Here is a 19,885-nt window from a genome sequence, read left to right on the forward strand (position 1 = left end):
GTCCGCAGAACGCACCGCGCCGGTCACGGCGCCGCCGGCGGGCCGGCCCGCCGGCGCTCCGAGCCGGTCGCGGGGAGTGTCCGGCGGACCACGAACTGCGGGTCGCGGTTGAGGTGCAGGAAGGTCCTCCCGACGTACTCCCCGACGATCGAGATCGCCACGAGCTGCAGGCCGCGGAAGAAGGTGATCACCGCCGAGAGCCGCTCGTACCCCGAAGGTTCCGCACGGTCGGGCGCCCCGATGTCGAGGAGGATGAAGCCGCCGTGCAGCGACCCGAGCACGACGAAGAGGACGCCGAGGAGGCCGATGATGCGCAGCGGGATCAGCGAGTAGCTCACGAGCGAGTTGCCCCAGACCGAGACGAGCTTCGCGATGGTGTAGGTCGACCGCCCGCTGCGGCGGGCGCGGTGTTCCACGGGCACCGAGCCGATGTTCGAGGTCAGGCGCAGGACGATCGCGTCGATGTAGGGCATCGGCCCGCTGTACTTGATGATCTCCTTGCAGAGGAAGGCGTTCATGACGCGGAAGGTCGAGAGCGTCAGCGTGACGGGCTTGCGCAGGAAGACGCGGGCGAGCCGGCCGTGCAGCGCGCTCGCCGCCCGCCGCAGCCAGGGATCGCGCCGGGTTTCGTAGCTGGCGTAGACGATGTCGTGCCCGTTGGCCATCTCCGCCAGGAGCTTGGTGACCTCCTGCGGCGCGTGCTGCAGGTCGTCGTCCATGGTCACCACGTACTCTCCGCGCGCGTGGTGCAGGCCGGCCATGACGGCGTTGTGCTCCCCGAAGTTGCGCGCCAGCCGCAGGTACGTGATCAGCTCGGGGTGCTCGGCCTGCAGGCGCAGGCACGCCTGCTCGCTGTCGTCGCTGCTGGCGTCGTCGACGAGGACGACGTCGAGCGCGTACGTCCCGGCGAACTGCTCGACGAGGGCGCGCACGAGCGGCCCGATGGTCGACCCGGCGTTGAAGACGGGTATGACGAACGAAACGACGGTGCCCACCCGCCCCCCGAGACAGCGGCCCGACTGTCTGCGTTTCCTTTCGTGGACCGTCCACGAAACCCGGGGTGTCAGTATACCCCCGCGCGAAGTCGCGTCAACGAGCCCGGCCCATTGTCCTGCGGCTTTTCGCGCCGCGGGGCGGTCAGCGGCCGGCGGCGGGGTGTGCGAGGACGATGAGCGCCACGCGCAGGAGTGCCAGCAGGAAGAACGCGGCCAGCGGCGCGCCCTTCTCCCCGACGAACGGCAACGCGCGGCGGGTCAGCGCGAAGAACGGCGCCGTGAAGCGGTCGAAGAGCGCCTGCAGCGGCGTCGGCCTGCCGCCGGTGAGCACGCCGAGCGCCGCCCTCCCGAGGATCAGCCACATCCCCAGCGCGAGCGTGTAGTTGACGAACTGGACGAGGTAGATCACGGCTGCAGATGGCCTCCCCTGCGTCGGCGACTCACGGTCTGCCGACGCGCAGCAGGTCGCCGAGCGTCCGCACCCCGTGGTCCGGGAGCGCGCGCAGCAGGCGCTGGAGGAGCTGGGCGGTCGTGAAGGCGTCGGCCAGGGCGTTGTGGGCGCCCGCGGGCCGGATCCCGCGGCGGCGGGCCACGGCATCGAGGTTCAGTTCCTCGCCCTGCGGCGAGAAGTCGCCGGCGTGCCGCTGGCTTGCGAGCCACTGGTGCAGCCGCATCGTGTCCACCGCGCGGCGGCGCCAGTCGGCGGCGCGTATCGAGGGGCACTCGCGGCCGAGGAAGCCCAGGTCGAGGGCCAGGAAATGCCCGGCGAGCACGCGGTCGCCGCAGAAGGCGAGCAGGTCGGCGGCCACCGCGTCGAGCGGCGGCTTCTGCGCCACGTCGTCCGGGGTGATGCCGTGCACGACGACGCTCTCGCGCTTGAAGTCCGCGCGCGGGCTCACGAGCTGGTAGAAGGTGCGCCCCAGCTCGATGCGGGTGCCGGACATCTTCACGGCCCCGACCGAGACCACGGAGTCGCGCTTCTCGTCCAGCCCGGTGAGCTCGGTGTCGACGACCGCGAACGGGATGCGCTCGAGCGGCAGCCCGGCGTCGACGACCGCCTCGCCCGAGAGCAGCCCGCGGATCCGCGAGACCAGGCCTGCCATGCCGCCGCCCCTTACGCCCCCACCAGCCCGGCGCGGTACTCCTCGATGATCAGCTCCTGCGCGCGGTTGATGAGGCGGAAGGCGTCCTTGAGCGTCTTCTTCTCGTAGCGGCTCAGCTGCGCCGGGTCGATGAAGTTGTCGACCTCGCCCCCGGCCTGGAGCAACTGGAACTGGTGCTGGATGCGCAGCAGCGAGAGGAACTCGAAGGCGCTGGCCAGCTCGTCGCCGAAGCGCCGCAGCAGCGGGTGCGCCTCCCGCAGGGCCGCGATCCGGTCGAGGGTCCCCGTCTCAGGGATTCCCCGCTCCAGCGCGCAGAGGCGGACGATGCCGATGATCGGCCCGAGCGCGCTGACCTTGAGGTTGAGCTTGTCCTTGTGCTCGCCCTCGCTGCGGACCTCGATGGTCCCGAAGAGCCCGAGCGGGGGCCGGTGCATCGTGACCATCCCCGCGAGCCGCGCGAAGAAGACCCGCTGGTTGCGCAGCGAGCGCGCCAGGTGCGCGCGCAGCTCGCGCGCCAGCGAGATGGTCCCCGCCAGGCCCCGGAAGTCGAAGAGGATCGCCGCGTGCAGCAACGCCTCCGGCCCGGGACTCGTGATCCACTTCGAGAAGAGCTCCCCCCACGCCGAGAGCGGCAGGCGCCAGCGCGGGGTGTCGGCCATGTAGCCCGCGGGGCAGGGCGCGAAGCCGCACTGCTCGAGCGACTCGCGCATCTGCCGCGCGAAGGCGCCGGCCCACTCGGCCATGGCCGCCTCCTCGGCGGGGCCCGACGGGTCCGCCCACAGCAGCGCGTTGTCCTGGTCGGTCCGGAACGTCTGCTCCCGGCGCCCCTCGCTGCCGAAGGAGAGCCAGCACCAGGGCAGGGGCGCGGGACCCAGGGGGCGGGTCGCGAACTCGATCGCCTTGCGCACGATCCGGTCGTTGATCTCCGTGATGATGCGGGTGATGTTGCTCGCCTTGGCGCCGTCGCGCAGGAGCAGCCCCACGATGGCGTTGACCTTGGCGGCCGCCTGCGCGAGCCCCTCGAGGCTTGTCTGCCCCTCGACCTCGCGGACGACCGAGATCGGCGAGGTCCCCTGCAGGATGAGCAGGTCGTGGTTCGTGACGATGCCCTTGAGGCGGCCGTGGTCCACGATGAGCAGGTGGTGGATGTTGTGGCGCAGCATCGTCAGCAGCGCCTCGAAGCAGTAGTCGGTGGCCTCGGCCTTGATCAGCGAGCGGCTCATGATCGCGGACGCCGGCTCGGCGAAGTTGCGGCCGCGGGCGGCGACCTTCTCGCGCAGGTCGCGGTCGGTCATGATGCCGACGGGCGCGTCGTGCGCGTCGGTGAGCACGAGCGAGCTGATCCCGTGGCGGGACATCGCGCCCGCGGCCTCGCGGATGCTCGTGCCGCTCGGTGCGGTCACGACGCTGCGCGAGATCAGGTCGCCGACCGCCGTCGTGAAGAGCAGCTTCTCGCCGCCGCCGCCGAAGAGCCCGCTGCGGCTGCGCAGGTCGGTGAAGGCCTTGTCCATGTACTTGGCGAGGAAGACGCGATGGAAGTACTCGCGCACGTCCGGGTGCGCCTCGAGCAGCGCCAGGAACGGCTCGCGCGGGATGAGGTAGCAGGTCGTGTCCTTCACGGCGGTGACGTCGGTGCGCGAGCGGTCGCTGCCGTAGAGCGAGAGGAAGCCGATCGCGTCCCCCTCCGAGCGGTAGTCGATGACGATCTCCTCGTTCTCCATCGAGCGCATCGTGATCTTGGCGGCGCCGGTGAGCACGATCTGCAGCGAGTCGCTCGCGGGGCCGCCCTGCGTGAGGATGGGGAAGCCGGCGGGGTAGTACTCGAGCGAGACCGTCCGGGCGAGCGCGTCGAGCGTCTCCTCGGGAAGGGTCTGGAACGGCGGGACGCCCTGGAGGAACTGGACGACCTCGCGCGTGAGCATGACAGCTGCGGAAGTCAGCAAGGAGCGTGCCACCCCCAGCCGGCGCCGGCTGGTCCCTCGCGCGGACGGCGGACCTCCCGGATTTCCATGACTTGCCCCGCCCGGCCCGCTGCCGCGACGGCGGCGGGCGCCGGGGGTGTGCGGCCTGTGCCAGACGCGGTGTTACCCATCGTAACGTGCCGGTGCGGGCCTCAGGAGGCGAAGAGGTCTGGCACGACGTCGTCCGGCGGGCCGATGACGAGGGCGTCGGCGGCGGAGCCCGGCCGTGGGTCCGCCGAGACCTCGACGACGAAAGCACCCGCCCTGCGGGCCACAGCGATGAACGCCACCGCGGGCTGCCCGTCACCCGGCGTCCCGGCGACGACAAGGGCGTCGCATCGTCGCAGGGCCTCGAAGCAGCGTTCGAGCAGGGGCCGCGGCACCTCCTCGCCCCGCCACAGGACGCCGGGTCGCGCCAGTCCGGTGCACAGCGGGCAGGACGGCGGCATCGCGATCGGCACGTCGCGGTTCTCGGAGCGCAGGCCGCACCGCGTGCAGTGGGTCTGCCAGACACTCCCCCGCAGCTCGACGACGTTCCGGCTGCCGGCGCGCCGGTGCAGGCCGTCGACGCACTCGGTCGCGAGCGTGAACGCCTCGGCCCGCCGCTCCGCCTCGGCAAGCGCGCGGCGGGCGGCACCCGGTGCCACGCCCGCGAGCCGTCGCCGGCACTCGTCGTACCAGCGCCACACCGCGACGGGGTCCTCGAAGAACGGCTGCTGGGCGGCGACCGCGCGAACCTCGGCGCCGCCGAACGTCGTGCCGCAGTCGCTGAACGCGGGGATCGCGTTGTCCGGCGCGAGCGCGGGGCCTGTCAGGACGACGAGCCGTCGCGCGCGCGCGATGCGCGCACGCACCGCCGGCGCGGGTGTGGACCGTCCGCCGGCGCCGGCCCCACCCTCACCCACGCGAGGGCTTTGCGGGTGCCTTCCCCTCCTTCGCGTCCTCCGCGGCCTGCTTCTCCGTCCATTTGCGGTAGCAGTCGAGCCCGCAGAAGGCGTGGACGTAATCGGGCCCCTCGACGGTGTGCGCGAGGTCGTGGGGCAGCTCCTTCATGCACAGCGAGCAGGAGAGGGGCGGCGCGTTCTCATCGGGCTTCTTCTTGGCCATCGGCGTCATCTCCTTCCAGTGGGCGTTGTCGCACCCAGGAGGCCCTGGGCCATGGTCAGCCCTAGTGTCGGGTACACCCCCCCCTCCTCGTCAAGCACCCACGCGACGCCCGCGCGCAGCGTCAGCGGGAAGGAGTACGCGAACGTGAGGTCCAGTCGCAGCTCGGCGCCGATCCCGGTGCGCAGGTCCGCGGCGTCGAAGCCGCCACCGTCCCAGGCCTCGCCCGCGTCCACGAAGAGGGCGCCGTGGAGCCGCCGGAGGAAGAGAGGCGCCGTCTCGCCGCCGCGGGCGATCTCATCGAGCGGGAAGCGGTACTCCAGCCCGAGGAGGACCGCGTTGTCCCCGCGGAACGCGTTGGCCGGGTAGCCCCGCAGCGGCAGGAACGCGTCGTCGACGTTGAGGACGACGTCCCCCGGCGAGCCCCCGCCGAGGGCGAACGCGCCCTGCGGCGGGACGTCGCCTGCCGCGGTCCCCGCGAAGAGGCGCGCGAGCAGCACGTGGCGGCGGACGGGCAGCGGGAGGTACTCGGCCCAGCCGGCGGAGGCGCGCGTGAAGGTGCGCTCGCTGCCAAGCCCCTCCTGCGCGTGGGCCAGTGCGAGCGCGACGCCGCGGCCGTCCCCGGGGCTGATCGAATATGGCTGCCGGCGGGCGCTCGAGTACGTCCAGCCGAGGCGCGCCGCCCCGAGGGCGCCGGTGGCAGGTGCCTTGTCGTGGGACGGCGCGACCGGGGGCGGCTCGGAAAGCGCGCTGACGTGGCGGTACTCGTAGCCGAGCGAGAACGCCTGCGACGACTCGAAGCCCGGGAAATCGAGCGTCACCTCGACGCCGGCGACTCTTTCGCGCTCGGTGTAGTCGAGCGCGCCCGCCGGCTGCGGCACGAGGCCGGCGTAGGTGCGGTCGAGGTCGCTCGAGTGCAACGAGAGGGTGGGCCGGAGGCCATAGTAGGCGTAGGCGAGCGCGTGCATGAACCGTCCGCTCTCCGGGCCGTAGAGGGCCTCCAGCAGCCAGCGATGGCGCTGGAGGACGTCCTGCCCGCCGGTGACGGCGCCGACGAGGGTGCCGCTCTCGGGGGTGACGGCGGACCACGGCAGCCACAGGCGGGGGCCGATGGTGTCGAGGGGGGAATAGGGACGGGCGTTCAAGGCGTCCTCCGAGAGCGTGCGGCTCGTGTCAGAAGAAGATGCACCCTGTTCCCGTGCGGCTCCGGGGTCCTGTCGCTGCGCACCCCCATCGGTGCTCGCCGAGACGGCTGCGCGCCGCTGGGGGACCCCCGCTTCGCGCCACCCCTCCGCTGTCCCGATTTCAACGGCGTCCCCGAACTTGCGATCATCGACAGGCGCGTCGCCGGGTCCCGCCGTGGTCGCCGCCTCGTCCACCATCGGAAGGGAAGAGACATCGGGCGTGTCCATGAGGCGGATGTCGTAGCCCCTCGCGGTGTACTCCACGAAGGCGACGCGCTTCCCGTCCGGCGAGACGGCAGGCTGGAAGGCGCCGCCGAGGACGTTGGTCGCCTGCCGGATGCGGCCGGTCGCCGCGTCCCAGACGAAGAGGTTGAAGATTCCCGTGCGGTCCGAGGCGAACCAGAGGCTGCGCCCGTCGGGGCTCCAGGACGCCCCGCCGTCGAGCGCGCGGTCGCGGCCGATCTCGGCCACGGTCCGGCCGTCGCGATCGAGGACGCGGATGCTCTTGGTGCCGTCCGGGGCGCGGACGCCGAGCGCGATGCGCCCGCCGTCCGGGCTCCAGCGCGGTACGGCGAGCTGGTCCGCCGAGGGCTCCATCAGGTGGCGCAGCCGGGCGGCCGACGTCGCCGGCAGGTCGCCGCCGAGGTCGAGGAGCGCCAGCCGGGTGGTCCCGCCGCCTGCGGTCACCAGCGCAAGCGTGCGGCCGTCCGGCGAGGGCGCGGGATCGCGCGCGCGGAGCCCTTCGGTCAGGCGCGCCTGCCGCCCGTTGCGGACGTCGCACGCCCAGAGGTCTCCCTGCACCGCCGCGCCGCGGACGAAGCCCGGCTTCGTGTAATACAGCCGGCGCCCGTCGGGGCTCCAGGCGAGCGTCGCGCCGGACGTGGCACTCGAGAAGGCGTCCTTCGCAACGCGGCGACGTCCCGTCCCGTCGGCGCCCATGACCCAGACGCCGGGGAAGTCGACGCCGTCGGAGCGCAGCCACGCGATGCGCGCGCCGTCGGGCGACCAGACCGGCGAGAGGTTGAGGCGGCCGTCGACGGTGAGCGCCGCCGCGCACGTGATTCCCCGGGCCGCCACGGCGCGCGCCTGCCCGGCAAACCCCGCGCGCAGGCCCTCGGACCACTCCCGCCAGAGCTCGCCGTAGCCGGCGCCCAGCGCCTCCTCGCCGCTGGCCGCGACGAAGAACGGCAGCGGCTTGCCGCCGTAGACCTGGCTGATCGCGGTGACCTTCTCACGGCCGAAGCGCTCGCCGAGGCGGCGCAGGAAGGACTCGCCGAAGAGGTACGGCACCTGCCCGGCGGGCCACTCGTCGGGCAGGACCGCCATGGCCTCGAGCCGCGGAAAGGGCCCCTCGAGGGCCGCCATGCGCAGGACCATCTCCGCGCCGGGGGAGCGGCCGCGGCCTCCTGCCGTCAGCTCGGTCTCCTCGTACGTCGCCAGCCCCTCGACCAGCCAGAGCGGCTGCAGGGAGTTCGGGAAGTAGAGTCTCCCGAAGACCGAGCGCAGCGCGAGCGGGAAGCGGGACGCCAGGTCCAGCTGCAGCACGTGCGTGTACTCGTGCGTGATCACCAGGCGCAGCCAGTCGTCGTAGGCGGTCGTGCCGAAGCCCGGCTCGCCCAGCGGCGGCGCGACGGTGACGAGCATCTGGTTGTACGGGTACGGCGTGGCCCAGCCGCCGGCGGCGTCCTCGTCGTCGGAGAGGACCAGCCGGGTCCGCGCCCGCGGCTGCCAGCCGATCCGCGGCGCGAGGCGCGCGTGGACGTCCTCGGCGAGGGCGGCGGCGCGCGCGGCGACGGGCTCGCACCCTTCGGGGAAGTGGACGGCGAAGTGCGGCGTCTCGGCCGTCAGCCAGCGGCGCGCCGGGTCGAACTTCGCGCGTGCCGGCGCCGCGGCACACAGCGCGAGCGCGGCCGCGAGGGGCAGGACCAGGACCCTCGCCGCCGCCGTGCGCATCGCGAACCGTAGTATAGTCGAGCCCGTGCGGGGCCGCCACGGCTCGGGAGGACCACTGCAGGGACCACGATCCGCGCGTGCGCGCGGTTTCGGGAGGGCGGCACCTGTTCGAAGCCGGAGGACATGCGAAAGGGATCGAGGCCTGATCACAAGTCTGCTTTTCTGATCCGCGTGTGCGGGCGGATTGTGCCATGGAGGAGCGAGACGTGACGCTGCGACTGGACCGGCTCTCCCCCGCGGTGCGCGCGAAGAGCGCGCCCTTTCTCGAGGATCTCGCCCGGGTCGCGGGCGCGAGCCTGCACTCGCTGCACGTCGTCGGCAGCGCGGTCACCCCCGACTGGGTCGAGGGGCGCTCCGACGTGAACACGCTGCTCGTGCTCCGGAGGATGGACCTCCAGGTGCTCGAGGCGGTGGGGGCGCTCGGCAGGCGCCACCGGCGCACGGGCGTCGCCCCGCCGCTGCTGATGGACACGGACTACGTCGCCGACTCGCTGGACGTCTTCCCGATGGAGTTCCTCGAGCTGCGCCTGATCCACGAGACCGTCGCCGGCGAGGACGTCCTCGCCGGCCTCGCGATCGACCGCGCGGACCTGCGCCGCCAGTGCGAGCGCGAGGTGAAGGCGCGCCTCATCGGGCTGCGCCAGGCCTACCTGCGCTCGCTCGGCGAGCCGAAGGAGCTCGCCGAGGCGCTCGTGCGCTTCCTCGCCGGCTACCAGCCGCTCGCGCGCGGCATCCTCTCGCTGCTGGGCCGCGAGGTGCCCGTCCGGCGCGCGGAGGCCTTCGCCGCGCTGGCCGCCGTCGCCGGGCCCGACGCCGGCGTCTTCGCGGAGATGCTGGCGCTCAAGGAGGGGCACTCGCGTCCGGGCACCGAGGGCGTGCGCGCGCTCTTCGAGCGGTGCCACCGGGCCACCGAGCAGCTCGGGCGGATGGTCGATGCGCTTGCGACGTAGGCTGGCGTCGGCCCTCGCTGCTGCCGGCCTGCTGCTCACCGTCGCGCTCCGGGCCGGGGCGGTGTCGCCGCCGCTGCCCGCGACGCCGCCCGACTACGTCGTCGACCTCGCCGGCGTCATCGACGCGGCGGCCGCGGCCCGTCTCAGCGCCCTGCTGCGCGGCCTCGAGGAGCGGACGGGCGCGCAGGTGCTCGTGCTCACGGTGCGCTCGCTCGAGGGCGAGTCGCTCGAGGACTTCTCCCTGGACGTCGCCCACAACCGCTGGAAGCTCGGGCAGAAGGGGAAGGACAACGGGGTCCTGATCACGCTCGCGCTGCAGGAGCGGCGCTACCGCATCGAGGTCGGCTACGGGCTCGAGGCGGTGCTCCCGGACAGCGCGGTCGGCAGCATTGGGCGGGAGCTGCTGGTGCCGGCGTTCCGCGCCGGCGACTACGGCGGCGGGCTGGTCGCGGCCGCGGGGGAGATCGCCGCGCGGATCGCGCAGGCCGCCGGCGCGCAGCTCCCGGAGGCCCCCGGCGTTGCCCGGGCGCCCGCCGCGCGGGGTCGTGCGGGCCAGCGCGCGGGGCCGCTGCAGGTGGCGTTCATGGTGCTCGCCGGCATCGTCTTCCTCTGGCTGCTCATCCGCCACCCGCAGCTGCTGATCTGGCTGCTGCTCACCTCGCGCGGCGGCGGCCGCGGCTCGTGGGGCGGCGGCGGGGGCGGCTTCGGGGGCGGCGGCGGTGGTGGCTTCGGCGGCGGCGGCTCCTCCGGTTCATGGTAGTGCGGCCCCGGCTTCCTGGAGGCCCTCTTGCGCCCCGGCGGCGTTGGCCGTTCGCTTCGCTCGTGCGGCGGGCACCAGCCCGCCTCCTCGCGAGCTTTCGGCCTGCCTTGCCGGGACACAAGATGACGCTCCAGGAACGTCGGGGCAGCCTGTGCTTCGTCATACAGCGGAGGGTGGCCCGGAGCGCCGGGGCAGCCTGATCCCGGGCACGCGGGAAGGCGCGTGAGCAGATTCCTCGGCTTCGTCGGCGCTTCGGTGGCCGGCTCGGTCGGCTGGTGGCTCGGGGCCTTCGTCGGCGTCGGGACGGCCTTCGTCGTGAGCACGGTCTGCTCTGGCTTCGGGTGGTGGCTGGCGCGGCGCTGGGCGGACGAACACCTCTCGTGAACAGGGTATAATGCGGCGTCAACGGATGTCTTCCAAAGGAGGTCGCGGGCCATGGGCAAGGGTGTGAAGATCGCGGTGATCATCGGCGTGATCGCGCTGGTGGTCGGCGGCTGGCTGGTCAAGGGCTACAACGGCGTCATCCGGATGGACGAGGCCATCAAGGCGCAGTGGGCGCAGGTCGAGAACCAGCTCAAGCGGCGCTACGACCTGATCCCGAACCTCGTCGAGACCGTCAAGGGCTTCGCCACCCACGAGCGGGAGATCTTCACGACGCTCGCCGAGGCGCGCACGAAGTACTTCTCCGCGCAGACCGTCGGCGAGAAGGTCGAGGCCTCCCGCGGACTCGAGGGGGCGCTGTCGCGCCTGCTCCTGCTCCAGGAGAACTATCCCCAGCTCAAGGCGAACGAGAACTTCCTCAAGCTGCAGGACTCGCTCGAGGGCACCGAGAACCGCATCGCCGTCGAGCGCAAGCGCTACAACGACGAAGTCAGGACGCTCAACGCCTACATCCGCGGCTTCCCCGGGAGCATCTTCGCGTCCCTCGCGCGCGTGCAGCAGGCGGTGTACTACGACCTGCCGGCGGGCCAGGAGGAGACGCCGAAGGTCAAGTTCAACTAGCCCCGCGGGGGTGCCGGTGAGCGACGCGCGCAGGGAGCGGGTGCTCGCGCGCGTCGGGACGCTCTTCGACGAGCTCGCGGCCCGCCCGGGCGTCGACGAGATCATACCGTCGTTCACGCGCCTGCACCGCGAGCTGCAGGAGGCGCGACGCAGTGGCGACGCGGACCGGATCGAAATCGCGCTCGCGCGCGTCTACTGCGTCGCGCACGGGTCGGGGGGCGCGTACTCGCCGGCCGACCGCAGCGCGTTCGAGGCGCTTGGAGGCTACTGGTGCCACGCGGGCGGGCTCGAGCCGCTGCACCTCATCGCGCCGTTCATCGGCCCCGAGACGCGGCTGGTCGACTACGGAGCCGGCAACGGCTTCCAGGGGCTGCTCATCCACCACCTCTGGCCGCACCGGCTCACGACCATGGTGGAGCTGGGCGGCCCGATGATCGAGCAGGGGCGGCTGCTGCAGGCGCTCCTCGGCATCCCCGCCGATCGGGTCGCGTGGGTGCACGCGAACATCCTGGACGTGCCGCCGGACGAATTCGACGTGATCTACCTGTACCGCCCGGTGCGCCCCGAAGGCCCGGGGCGCGCCTTCTACGAGATGCTCGCGGGCGGCCTGGACGCGCTGCGCCGCCCGGTCACGGTCGTGAGCGTGGCCGACTGTCTCCGGCAGTTCCTGCGGGTGCCCGTGCGCATCCACCACGACGACGGGCAGGTCGTGGTGTACACGACGTCCCCGGACGGCGTCCACGGTGGCGACCCGCCTCCGAAAGCGCCGTGAGCGGACCGTCGTTCGGTCCCGGCCCTGTCGCCGCCTGAGGAGCTGATCGCGCGGATCGCCGCGGCCTGAGGCGCCGCTCACGGCCCTTTCGGCGTGGGGGCGGGTCGTGGTAAAATCCCTAAATTTCCAGATGACGGAGGGACACGACATGGCAGCGAATCAGCAGCCCCGGGCAGCGGGGTCGCAGGGGCAGAACAAGGCGATTCTCGTCGGGGGCGGCTTCGTCGCCGGCCTCATCGTCGGCCTGATCATCATGAGCATCCTCGGGCCCTCGGGCGGGGGCGGGACGAAGGTCTCGGATGCGCCGGCGCCGATCACCGGCGGGCAGCAGGGGCCGGACCGCATCAAGATGGGGCGCGACATCGCCCAGCTCGAGGAGATGCTGCGCAAGGACCCGAAGAACTACGATGGGCTCGTCCAGCTCGGGAACGACTACTTCGACATCGGCGAGGCGCAGAAGTCCGTCGACGCCTACGAGCGCGCGCTGGCGGTCAAGGACGGCGACCCCAACGTGATCACCGACATGGGCATCATGTACCGCCAGCTCAAGCAGTTCCCGAAGGCGGCCGCGGCGTTCCGCAAGGCGGCGGGCCTCAGCCCGACCCACACCCAGAGCCGGATGAACCTCGGCGTGGTGCTCATGCACGACCTCAATGACAAGGCGGGCGCGATCGCGGCGTGGGAGGACTACCTGCGCGTTGCGCCGAACGACGCGAACGCCGACAACATCCGCCGCGCCCTCGCCGAGCTCAAGGCGCAGGCCGGCGGCGAGACCGATCTGGACAAGGCCGCGCGGGAGCTGGGCGCGCAGGCGCCGCCCGCGGCCGCGAAGTAGGCGTCCGGTGGGCGAGACAGGGCGGGAGCCCGTCCGCGTCCGGTTCGCGCCGAGCCCGACGGGCCGCACCCACCTCGGCAGCGGCCGCACGGCGCTCTACGACTACCTGCTCGCGCGCCAGACCGGCGGGCGGTTCATCCTGCGCATCGAGGACACCGACCGCAAGCGCTACGTCCCGGGCGCCGAGCAGGAGCTCATGGAGAGCCTGCGCTGGCTCGGCCTGCAGTGGGACGAGGGGCCGGACGTCGGCGGCCCCTACGGCCCCTACCGGCAGACCGAGCGCGCGGAGATCTACCGTGAGCATGCGCGGCGGCTGGTCGAGCGGGGCGCCGCCTATCCCTGCTTCTGCACCGCCGAGCGCCTCGAGGCGATGCGCAAGGAGGCCGAGGCCCACAAGCTCCCGCGCCTCTACGACGGGACCTGCCGGCGGCTGGACCCGCAGGAGGCGTCGCGGCGCGTCGCGGCGGGCGAGCGGCACGTCGTCCGCTTCCGCATGCCGCGCGAGGGGGCGATCACCGTGCGCGACCGCGTGCGCGGGCCGATCACGGTCGAGAACCGGCAGCTCGACGACTACGTCATCGTCAAGTCCGACGGGCTCGCGCTCTACCACCTGGCCGCGATGGTCGACGACCAGCTGATGAAGATCACGCACGTGATCCGCGGGGCCGAGTGGCTGCCGACCTTCCCGCTGCACGTGCACATCATCCGCGCGCTCGGCTGGAAGGAGCCGGAGTTCGTCCACCTCTCGCTCTTTCTCAAGCCCAGCGGCAAGGGCAAGATGAGCAAGCGCGACGCCGCCGCGCTCGCGAAGGACGGCTACTCGATCTACCTCGCGGATCTGCGGGACCTCGGCTACACGCCGGAGGGCGTGGTCAACTGGGTCGCCCTCATGGGTTGGAGCCTCGACGACCGGACGGAGAACTTCACGCTCGCGGACCTGGTGCGGTCCTTCAGCCTCGAGCGGCTGAACCCTGCGCCCGCGGCGATCAACTACACCAAGCTCGACCACTTCAACGGACTGCACATTCGCGCGCTGCCCGACGCCGAGCTGGCGCGGCGCGTGCGGCCGTTCCTCGAGAAGGCCGGGCTCGCCGTCGACGAGGGGCGGCTGCTCAAGGTCGCGCCGCTGGTCCGCGAGCGGCTGGTCACGCTCGACGACGTCGTCGGGATGGCCGGGTTCTTCTTCCGCGGGGACGTTGCCGCGGACGCGGCGGCGCTCGTCGCAAAGAACCTCACCGCGGCGCAGGCGGCGTCGGTCGCCGCCCGCTGTCTGGCGGTCCTCGAGGGGCTGCCGTCGGTGGAGCACGCGATCGCCGAGCCGCCGCTGCGCGCGCTCGTCGAGGAACTCGGGCTCTCGCCCGGCCAGGTCTTCGGCATCCTGCGCGTCGCGGTGACGGGCCAGAGCGTGAGCCCGCCGCTGTTCGAGAGCATGGCGGTCATCGGCCGCGACACGGTCCTGGCGCGCGTGCGCCGGGCGGTGCAGGCGCTCGAGGCCGCGTCCGCGTCCTAGGCGCGCGTCCGGTCCCTCGTTCCGAAGCCGGGCCACGACCCGGGGGGCGCCTGTTCCCTTCCGTCTCGCCCTGCGGCCTTCAGTCGGCGAGAGCACTCATCAGCTGCTCGACTGTCAATGCGCCGGCCACACTCAGCGGACATAGCACGCGGCCGGCGCATTATGACCGGTCACAGGCGCCCCCCGGGCCGCGGCCCTCAAGACGATGCCGGCATGTGCCTGAGCGGGGGCGGGGCGGTGACGGGCGGACGCATTGCGGAGCGCGAGGGAACCTGGAGGGCTCTGGCGAGCCCTTCCATAGGGGCTATCGCCCCTCTGGCGCTCCGGGCTGCTCCTGACCGTCGCACCCCTTCGCTGTCACCCCCGCGGGGGTTGGTCGCAACCCCCGCGGACCCCCCGGGCCTGCGGTCGAGCGCGCAACTCAGCGCACGCCCGACAGCGCCCCACCCCCGCGGGCACGTGGACGGTCGCGACGGAAGGGAACAGGCGCCGCCGGGTCGGGGCCCGGCACGGGAGCAGCAGCCGCCGGCGTTGGCCTTCCCGAAGTGGCGGCCGAAGCGCCGCCCGAAGTTGACCGGGGCGCGCGAAGTGAGTATATTTCCGCCGCCGCTGGGGGATCGTCCAACGGCAGGACTGCAGACTCTGGATCTGCGTATCGGGGTTCGAATCCCTGTCCCCCAGCCAATTCCTTTTTCCTCCGGACACCGAAAGATACGAAACGGGACCGCTTGGATCGGCGCACGAGCTATCGGCGCCGGACTCCCAAGGTCATAGTATGAGCGCCAGGCGGGCGGTACGGGGGGGGCGAGTGACGGAGAGTACCCCGGGGATGCTTTTCACGCGCCGGCATCTTCTCGCCGGGTTGGCCGGGCTCGCCCTGGCGCCGTTGTCGTCCGCGTGCGGGCGCACCGACAAGCCGCTGGTGGTTGCCAGCCACATCTGGCCCGGCTACGAACTGATGTTCCTCGCCCAGCGGGAAGGCTGGTTCCCCAGGAAGGCTGTTCTCTCTTTGAGACCAACTCGGCCGCCGTTTCCCGCAGCGTCCTGACGGCGGGCAAGGCGGACGGAGCGGCGCTCACCCTTGACGAGGTGCTGCGCCTCAGGGCCGCCGGCGAGTCGCTGACGGTAGTCCTGGTGTTCGATGTGTCGGCAGGCGCCGATGTCGTCCTGGCGCGCACCGGCATCGGCACCCTCGCCGACCTGGCGGGCAAGCGCATCGCCGCAGATCGGTCCGGCCTCGGGGCCCTGATGCTGCACAAGGTCCTGAAGGCGGCCGGCCTCCCGCTCCAAGCCGTAACGGTCGTTTCCCTTCCTGTCGACGACCATTTCACGGCGTGGCGTCAGGGCCGCATCGACGTCGCGATCACCTTCGAGCCGTTTGCCTCACGCCTGCGCGAGCAGGGCCCGCACGTGGTCTTCGACAGCCGGCAGATCCCCGACACCATCATCGACGTCCTCGCGTTCAGGGAGAGCGCGCTGCGTTCCCACGGCAGGGCGGTGCGCGCACTCGTGGCTGCGCACTTCAGAGCGTTGGAGCACTTCCGCCGCAACGCGCGGGATGTCGCGGACCGCATCGCCCCCCACATGAAGCTGACGGGCCCCGAGGCCCTGGAATCGTTCCGGGGGATCGTGCTCACTGATGTCGCGGCAAACTGGCACTACCTGGGGGGGAGCTCCCCCGCCCTCGCTGCCGCCGCGCGGAGCGTGTCGTCGATCCTCGTCGCGGCGGGCCTTCTCCCGCGCGAGGACGATCTCGGGAACCTGGTGAGCGCTGTGTCTCTGCCGGAGGCAGGCGCCAGCTGAGCGGTCAGCGTGGCGGGGCGGGACACCGGTCCCGCCCCCGACTGCCACGCTGGCAGAGCGCTATTTCTTCAGGAGGCTGTGGCAGGCGTCGCAGGGCTCGCGCGTCAGAGGCGCCTTGGTCGCCTTCGTCCCGGCGACGGTGCGCGAATGGCAGCCGACGCAGGACTGCAGCGCGGGCATGGTCTCGACGGCGCCGCAGTGAAAGGCGTCGCTCTCCTTCGGCGTGTCGCCCTTGAGCTCCTTGTGACACTCGTGGCAGGGCTTGGGCGTCTCGCCTTCCTTCTGCTTGTGGTGGCAGTCGTAGCACTTGACCCCGGCGTCGACGTGCGCCTGGTGCGCGAAGGGGACCGGGCCCTTGAGGACCTTCTTGCCCGCCTTCTGCTTCCCCTTGGACATGGAGTCGAGGACCAGGTTCTCGGTGCCGGCCGGGACCTTGGTCTCGGCCGCGGGCGCGACGGCGGGACCGGCCAGGAGCAGTGCGGCGGCGGTGAGCAGCAGGACCTTCCTCATGCGACCATCCTCCCCCTCGATGTTGTGGGCGATGCCTTGGACATCACTCTATCGAGAATGTGGATAATGTCAACCGTCACCTCTTCCGCAGCTTCTCCCAGGCGTCGCGCAGCGTCACCGCGCGGTTGAAGACGGGCGCCCCGGGGCGCCAATCGCGCGCGTCGGCCGCGAAGTAGCCCACGCGCTCGAATTGGACGAGCGCGCCGGGCGCCACCGCGGCCAGCGCCGGCTCGATGCGGCAGCCGCGCAGGACCTCGAGCGAGTGGGGGTTGAGCGCCTCGAGGAAGTCCTCGGCCTCGTCGGGGTTCTCCCGGGCGAAGAGCCGGTCGTAGAGGCGCACCTCGGCCTCGCGCGCGTGCGCCGCCGACAGCCAGTGCATGGTCACCTTGACCTTGCGCCCGTCCGGCGCGTCCCCGCCCCGCGTCGCCGGGTCGTACGTGCCACGCACCTCGATCACCTCGCCGGACGCGTCCTTCACGACGCCGGTGCAGCGCACGAAGTAGGCGTAGCGCAGCCGCACCTCGCGGCCCGGGGCGAGCCGGAGGAACCCCTTCGGCGGATCCTCGCGGAAGTCCTCGCGGTCGATCCACAGTTCGCGCGAGAAGGGAACCTTGCGCGTGCCGGCCGCCGGATCCTCCGGATTGTTCACCGCGTCGAGCTCCTCGACCTGCCCCTCCGGATAGTTCTCGATGACCAGCTTCAGCGGCCGCAGCACGGCCATCAGCCGCGGCGCGCGCCGGTTGAGGTCCTCGCGCAGGCAGTGCTCGAGCAGCGCGACGTCCACGGTGCTGTCGCGCTTGCCGACGCCGATCTTGTCGCAGAAGGCGCGGATCGCCTCAGGGGTGTACCCCCGGCGGCGGAAGCCGGAGATCGTCGGCATCCGCGGGTCGTCCCAGCCCGAGACGGTGCCGCCCTGCACGAGCTTGAGCAGCTTGCGCTTGGAGAGGATCGTGTAGGTCAGGTTCAGCCGCGCGAACTCGTACTGGTGCGGGCGCCCCGGCGCGTCGACGTTCCCGATCACCCAGTCATACAGCGGGCGGTTGATCTCGAATTCCAGCGTGCAGATCGAATGCGTGATCCCCTCGATCGCATCGGAGAGGCAGTGCGCGAAGTCGTACATCGGGTAGATGCACCAGGCATCCCCGGTGCGGTGGTGCGTCGCGCGCTTGATGCGGTAGAGCGTCGGGTCGCGCAGGACGATGTTCGGCGAGGCCATGTCGATCTTCGCGCGCAGCACCCGCGCCCCGTCGGGGAACTCGCCGGCGCGCATGCGCCGGAAGAGGTCGAGGTTCTCGGCGGCGCCGCGGCCGCGCCACGGGCTCGCCGTCCCGGGCTCGGTCAGCGTGCCGCGTGTCGCGCGGATCTGCTCGGCGCTCTGGTCGTCGACGTAGGCCTTGCCCCGCTCGATCAGCTGCTCCGCGAAGCCGTAGAGCCGTTCGAAGTAGTCCGAGGCGTAGAAGAGCCGGTCGTCCCAGTCGAAACCGAGCCAGCGCACGTCCTCGACGATCGAGTCGACGTACTCCACCTCCTCCTTCGCCGGGTTCGTGTCGTCCATGCGCAGGTTGCAGGTGCCGCCGAACTCGCGCGCGATGCCGAAGTTCAGGCAGATCGACTTGGCGTGGCCGATGTGCAGGTAGCCGTTCGGCTCGGGCGGGAAGCGCGTCGCGACGCGACCGCCGTTGACGCCCGCGGCGACGTCGGCGGCAACGATCTCGCGGATGAAGTCCCGGGGCGCGGGCGCAGCGGCCTCCGCGGGCGCGGCGGGGCGGGTCGCATCGCTCATGAAGTTCCTCCCTTGGTCGACGAGCGCAAGGATTCTAGCACAGCGCTCCGACCCCGCCGCCGGGACGGGCCGCCCCTAGCAGCTGCTCTTGCACTTGCAGAGGGTGGAAGTCTGCGGGGTCACCTTCGTGATCTTCATGCGCTTCACCTCCTCTCGCGGCCCGCGCGGCCCGCGCCGGGCGGGGGATGTTCCCTCGAGTTCCGAACCTATGTCCCCGGCGGAGGCCTTGTCAAGGCGGGCGGCAGGGGGCACAAAGGGGAGGGCCGGCCGGGTGGCGCGTTCGGCGCCGCCACTGCGGCAGGGCGACCGGCGCCTAGGGGCGGGCCGCCGTGAGCCCGGCGATCGTCTGGCGCACCGCCGCGCTGTCGTACGTCTGCGGCTTCGCGGCGAGGTAGCGCGCGAGGCTCTGGAGCGCCAGGCGGTGGCGCCCGTCGGCCAGCGCGGCCTCGGCGATGCGCAGGTAGACGGACGGGTACTCCGGCAGCAGTTCGCGGATGCGCTCCTGGTACAGCAGGGCATACCCGGGTTTGCCCTCGCGCATGAAGGCGCAGGCCTCCTCGTGCAGCCGGCGCGCCTCGGCGAGGGCCGAGTCCGCGAGGTTCCTCCGCTGCGCCTCCGCGAAGACGCGCATGAGATCGGCGTACAGCTGATCCCGGTGCTCCTCCCGGTATCCGATCGCGGCGTGGATGATCCCGCCGGCGGCGTCGATGACGACGAGCGAGGGCGCCGCGCGCACCCCGTAGCGCCCGGCGAGCCGCATCTCCGGGTCGCGCAGCACGAAGTCCGGGACGGCGCCGGCCGCGCCGAGGAAGCCCCTGATCCGCGTCTCCGACGCCGGATCGAGGAACACCGCCACGAAGCTCACCCGCCCGCCGTGGCGCTGCCGCGCGAAATCCAGCACCTCGAGCTCACGCGCGCAGGCCAAGCACCGGCTGTGCAGAAAGACCACCAGGGTGGCATCCTCCCCGGCCACGTCGAGGAAGGAGACCAACCCCTCGCTCCCGACCAGCGGCAGGCGGAACTCGTCGAGCCCCGAGGCCTCGCGCCGCGTCGGGGGCTCGAGACTGTGGAGTTCCCGCGCGGCGGCCGCCAGGCGATCGGCACCCCCGTCGGGGGAGCAGCGCTCCAGGATGCGCCCCGCCTCGTCGACAAGCAGCATCACGGGCAGCCCGGCGAGGCCGAGCGCCTCCCGCAGGCGGCCCGGGCGGTCGACGTAGATGCGGTCGAGCCGGACCGGCGAGGCCTCCCGCAGCTGGTCGATGTCGCCGGCGGTCATCGGGCCGCTGGCCACCGCCACCCAGGCGAAGTGCGTGGGATGGTCGCGCTGCAGTTCCGCCGCCGCCCGGCCGACGAGGCAGCCGGGGGCCAGGCCGGCGTCGACGACGAGCACGACCGCCGCCCTCCCGGCGAGCGACGTCGCCAGCGCGACGTCCCTGCTCCCGGTCAGGGAGCGCACGATGATCTCGGGAAGGTTCTGCGTCCTGACGTTGGCCGCTCCGGCCGCGGCGCCATGGAACATGCCGCCCGCGAGTAACAGCGGAATGGGTAGCGAGAGCCAGCCACGCCGAAATGCCGTGAACATGCGTACCTCCCGCCCCTCTGCATATGGTGTACGGCCCCGGGAAACCTTAGTTACAAGCTAGGTCACGGCGGGAAGGGC

At 72.2% G+C, this 19,885-nt stretch carries 19 protein-coding genes and 1 tRNA gene; 10 read left to right on the plus strand and 10 right to left on the minus strand.

Features of this window, described 5'->3' with window-relative positions:
* Window positions 1-23: 23 nt before the first annotated feature.
* The 7 genes from VI078_06250 to VI078_06280 all read right to left on the minus strand — a co-directional run bounded on the left by VI078_06250 (window position 24) and on the right by VI078_06280 (window position 8,300).
* A complete protein-coding gene (locus VI078_06250; GenBank protein ID HEY5998892.1) occupies window positions 24-995 on the minus strand; it encodes a glycosyltransferase family 2 protein in 972 nt (323 codons plus the stop codon).
* Between the two features lie 142 nt (window positions 996-1,137).
* Window positions 1,138-1,404 carry a YggT family protein gene (locus tag VI078_06255; GenBank protein ID HEY5998893.1) on the minus strand — a complete coding sequence of 89 codons (267 nt, stop codon included), beginning with the start codon at window positions 1,402-1,404 and terminating at the stop codon, window positions 1,138-1,140.
* A gap of 31 nt (window positions 1,405-1,435) precedes the next feature.
* Window positions 1,436-2,098 (minus strand): 3'-5' exonuclease, encoded by a 663-nt coding sequence (locus VI078_06260; protein HEY5998894.1) that lies wholly within the window; start codon window positions 2,096-2,098, stop codon window positions 1,436-1,438.
* Between the two features lie 11 nt (window positions 2,099-2,109).
* On the minus strand, window positions 2,110-4,020 hold the full coding sequence (locus VI078_06265) for a DUF294 nucleotidyltransferase-like domain-containing protein (protein HEY5998895.1): 1,911 nt from the start codon (window positions 4,018-4,020) through the stop codon (window positions 2,110-2,112).
* Window positions 4,021-4,211: 191 nt separating this feature from the next.
* Window positions 4,212-4,913, minus strand: coding sequence for a Sir2 family NAD-dependent protein deacetylase (locus tag VI078_06270; protein ID HEY5998896.1), 702 nt, complete (start codon window positions 4,911-4,913; stop codon window positions 4,212-4,214).
* Window positions 4,914-4,956: 43 nt separating this feature from the next.
* On the minus strand, window positions 4,957-5,166 hold the full coding sequence (locus VI078_06275) for a DUF3330 domain-containing protein (protein HEY5998897.1): 210 nt from the start codon (window positions 5,164-5,166) through the stop codon (window positions 4,957-4,959).
* Between the two features lie 5 nt (window positions 5,167-5,171).
* A complete protein-coding gene (locus tag VI078_06280) occupies window positions 5,172-8,300 on the minus strand; it encodes a BamA/TamA family outer membrane protein (protein HEY5998898.1) in 3,129 nt (1,042 codons plus the stop codon).
* A 206-nt stretch (window positions 8,301-8,506) separates the two neighbouring features.
* On the opposite strand from VI078_06280, the gene VI078_06285 reads away from it, so the two are divergent.
* The 10 genes from VI078_06285 (at window position 8,507) to VI078_06330 (ending at window position 15,932) form a co-directional block, all read left to right on the plus strand.
* Complete coding sequence (locus VI078_06285) at window positions 8,507-9,250, plus strand: hypothetical protein (protein HEY5998899.1); 744 nt, start codon at window positions 8,507-8,509, stop codon at window positions 9,248-9,250.
* Window positions 9,240-10,010 carry a TPM domain-containing protein gene (locus VI078_06290; GenBank protein ID HEY5998900.1) on the plus strand — a complete coding sequence of 257 codons (771 nt, stop codon included), beginning with the start codon at window positions 9,240-9,242 and terminating at the stop codon, window positions 10,008-10,010. The genes VI078_06285 and VI078_06290 overlap by 11 nt, the downstream gene beginning before the upstream one ends.
* A gap of 222 nt (window positions 10,011-10,232) precedes the next feature.
* On the plus strand, window positions 10,233-10,394 hold the full coding sequence (locus VI078_06295) for a hypothetical protein (GenBank protein HEY5998901.1): 162 nt from the start codon (window positions 10,233-10,235) through the stop codon (window positions 10,392-10,394).
* Between the two features lie 51 nt (window positions 10,395-10,445).
* On the plus strand, window positions 10,446-11,012 hold the full coding sequence (locus tag VI078_06300; protein ID HEY5998902.1) for a LemA family protein: 567 nt from the start codon (window positions 10,446-10,448) through the stop codon (window positions 11,010-11,012).
* 16 nt (window positions 11,013-11,028) lie between these two features.
* Window positions 11,029-11,784 carry a class I SAM-dependent methyltransferase gene (locus tag VI078_06305; GenBank protein ID HEY5998903.1) on the plus strand — a complete coding sequence of 252 codons (756 nt, stop codon included), beginning with the start codon at window positions 11,029-11,031 and terminating at the stop codon, window positions 11,782-11,784.
* A 148-nt stretch (window positions 11,785-11,932) separates the two neighbouring features.
* On the plus strand, window positions 11,933-12,619 hold the full coding sequence (locus VI078_06310; GenBank protein HEY5998904.1) for a hypothetical protein: 687 nt from the start codon (window positions 11,933-11,935) through the stop codon (window positions 12,617-12,619).
* Between the two features lie 7 nt (window positions 12,620-12,626).
* Window positions 12,627-14,129 (plus strand): glutamate--tRNA ligase, encoded by a 1,503-nt coding sequence (gltX, locus tag VI078_06315; protein ID HEY5998905.1) that lies wholly within the window; start codon window positions 12,627-12,629, stop codon window positions 14,127-14,129.
* 610 nt (window positions 14,130-14,739) lie between these two features.
* A tRNA-Gln gene (locus VI078_06320) sits at window positions 14,740-14,813 on the plus strand.
* 145 nt (window positions 14,814-14,958) lie between these two features.
* Window positions 14,959-15,177, plus strand: a complete 219-nt coding sequence (locus tag VI078_06325) for a hypothetical protein (protein ID HEY5998906.1) — start codon at window positions 14,959-14,961, stop codon at window positions 15,175-15,177.
* Window positions 15,111-15,932 (plus strand): ABC transporter substrate-binding protein, encoded by an 822-nt coding sequence (locus VI078_06330; GenBank protein HEY5998907.1) that lies wholly within the window; start codon window positions 15,111-15,113, stop codon window positions 15,930-15,932. The genes VI078_06325 and VI078_06330 overlap by 67 nt, the downstream gene beginning before the upstream one ends.
* Window positions 15,933-15,992: 60 nt before the next feature.
* Here the strand turns inward: VI078_06330 and VI078_06335 are convergent, their stop codons facing one another.
* The 3 genes from VI078_06335 to VI078_06345 all read right to left on the minus strand — a co-directional run bounded on the left by VI078_06335 (window position 15,993) and on the right by VI078_06345 (window position 19,807).
* A complete protein-coding gene (locus VI078_06335; GenBank protein HEY5998908.1) occupies window positions 15,993-16,442 on the minus strand; it encodes a cytochrome c3 family protein in 450 nt (149 codons plus the stop codon).
* 76 nt (window positions 16,443-16,518) lie between these two features.
* A complete protein-coding gene (locus VI078_06340) occupies window positions 16,519-18,225 on the minus strand; it encodes a glutamine--tRNA ligase/YqeY domain fusion protein (GenBank protein ID HEY5998909.1) in 1,707 nt (568 codons plus the stop codon).
* Between the two features lie 313 nt (window positions 18,226-18,538).
* Window positions 18,539-19,807, minus strand: a complete 1,269-nt coding sequence (locus tag VI078_06345; GenBank protein ID HEY5998910.1) for a hypothetical protein — start codon at window positions 19,805-19,807, stop codon at window positions 18,539-18,541.
* Between the last annotated feature and the right edge of the window lie 78 nt (window positions 19,808-19,885).

It is taken from the genome of bacterium, assembly GCA_036524115.1.
Lineage (GTDB): Bacteria > JAUVQV01 > JAUVQV01 > JAUVQV01 > DATDCY01 > DATDCY01.

Coding starts and splice junctions, on each gene's coding strand:
- VI078_06265 (HEY5998895.1), bottom strand. CDS start 4,020: ATGCTCACGCGCGAGGTCGTCCAGTTCCTCCAGGGCGTCCCGCCGTTC.
- VI078_06335 (HEY5998908.1), bottom strand. CDS start 16,442: ATGAGGAAGGTCCTGCTGCTCACCGCCGCCGCACTGCTCCTGGCCGGT.
- VI078_06280 (HEY5998898.1), bottom strand. CDS start 8,300: ATGCGCACGGCGGCGGCGAGGGTCCTGGTCCTGCCCCTCGCGGCCGCG.
- VI078_06300 (HEY5998902.1), top strand. CDS start 10,446: ATGGGCAAGGGTGTGAAGATCGCGGTGATCATCGGCGTGATCGCGCTG.
- VI078_06310 (HEY5998904.1), top strand. CDS start 11,933: ATGGCAGCGAATCAGCAGCCCCGGGCAGCGGGGTCGCAGGGGCAGAAC.
- VI078_06345 (HEY5998910.1), bottom strand. CDS start 19,807: ATGTTCACGGCATTTCGGCGTGGCTGGCTCTCGCTACCCATTCCGCTG.
- VI078_06275 (HEY5998897.1), bottom strand. CDS start 5,166: ATGGCCAAGAAGAAGCCCGATGAGAACGCGCCGCCCCTCTCCTGCTCG.
- VI078_06340 (HEY5998909.1), bottom strand. CDS start 18,225: ATGAGCGATGCGACCCGCCCCGCCGCGCCCGCGGAGGCCGCTGCGCCC.
- VI078_06325 (HEY5998906.1), top strand. CDS start 14,959: ATGCTTTTCACGCGCCGGCATCTTCTCGCCGGGTTGGCCGGGCTCGCC.
- VI078_06260 (HEY5998894.1), bottom strand. CDS start 2,098: ATGGCAGGCCTGGTCTCGCGGATCCGCGGGCTGCTCTCGGGCGAGGCG.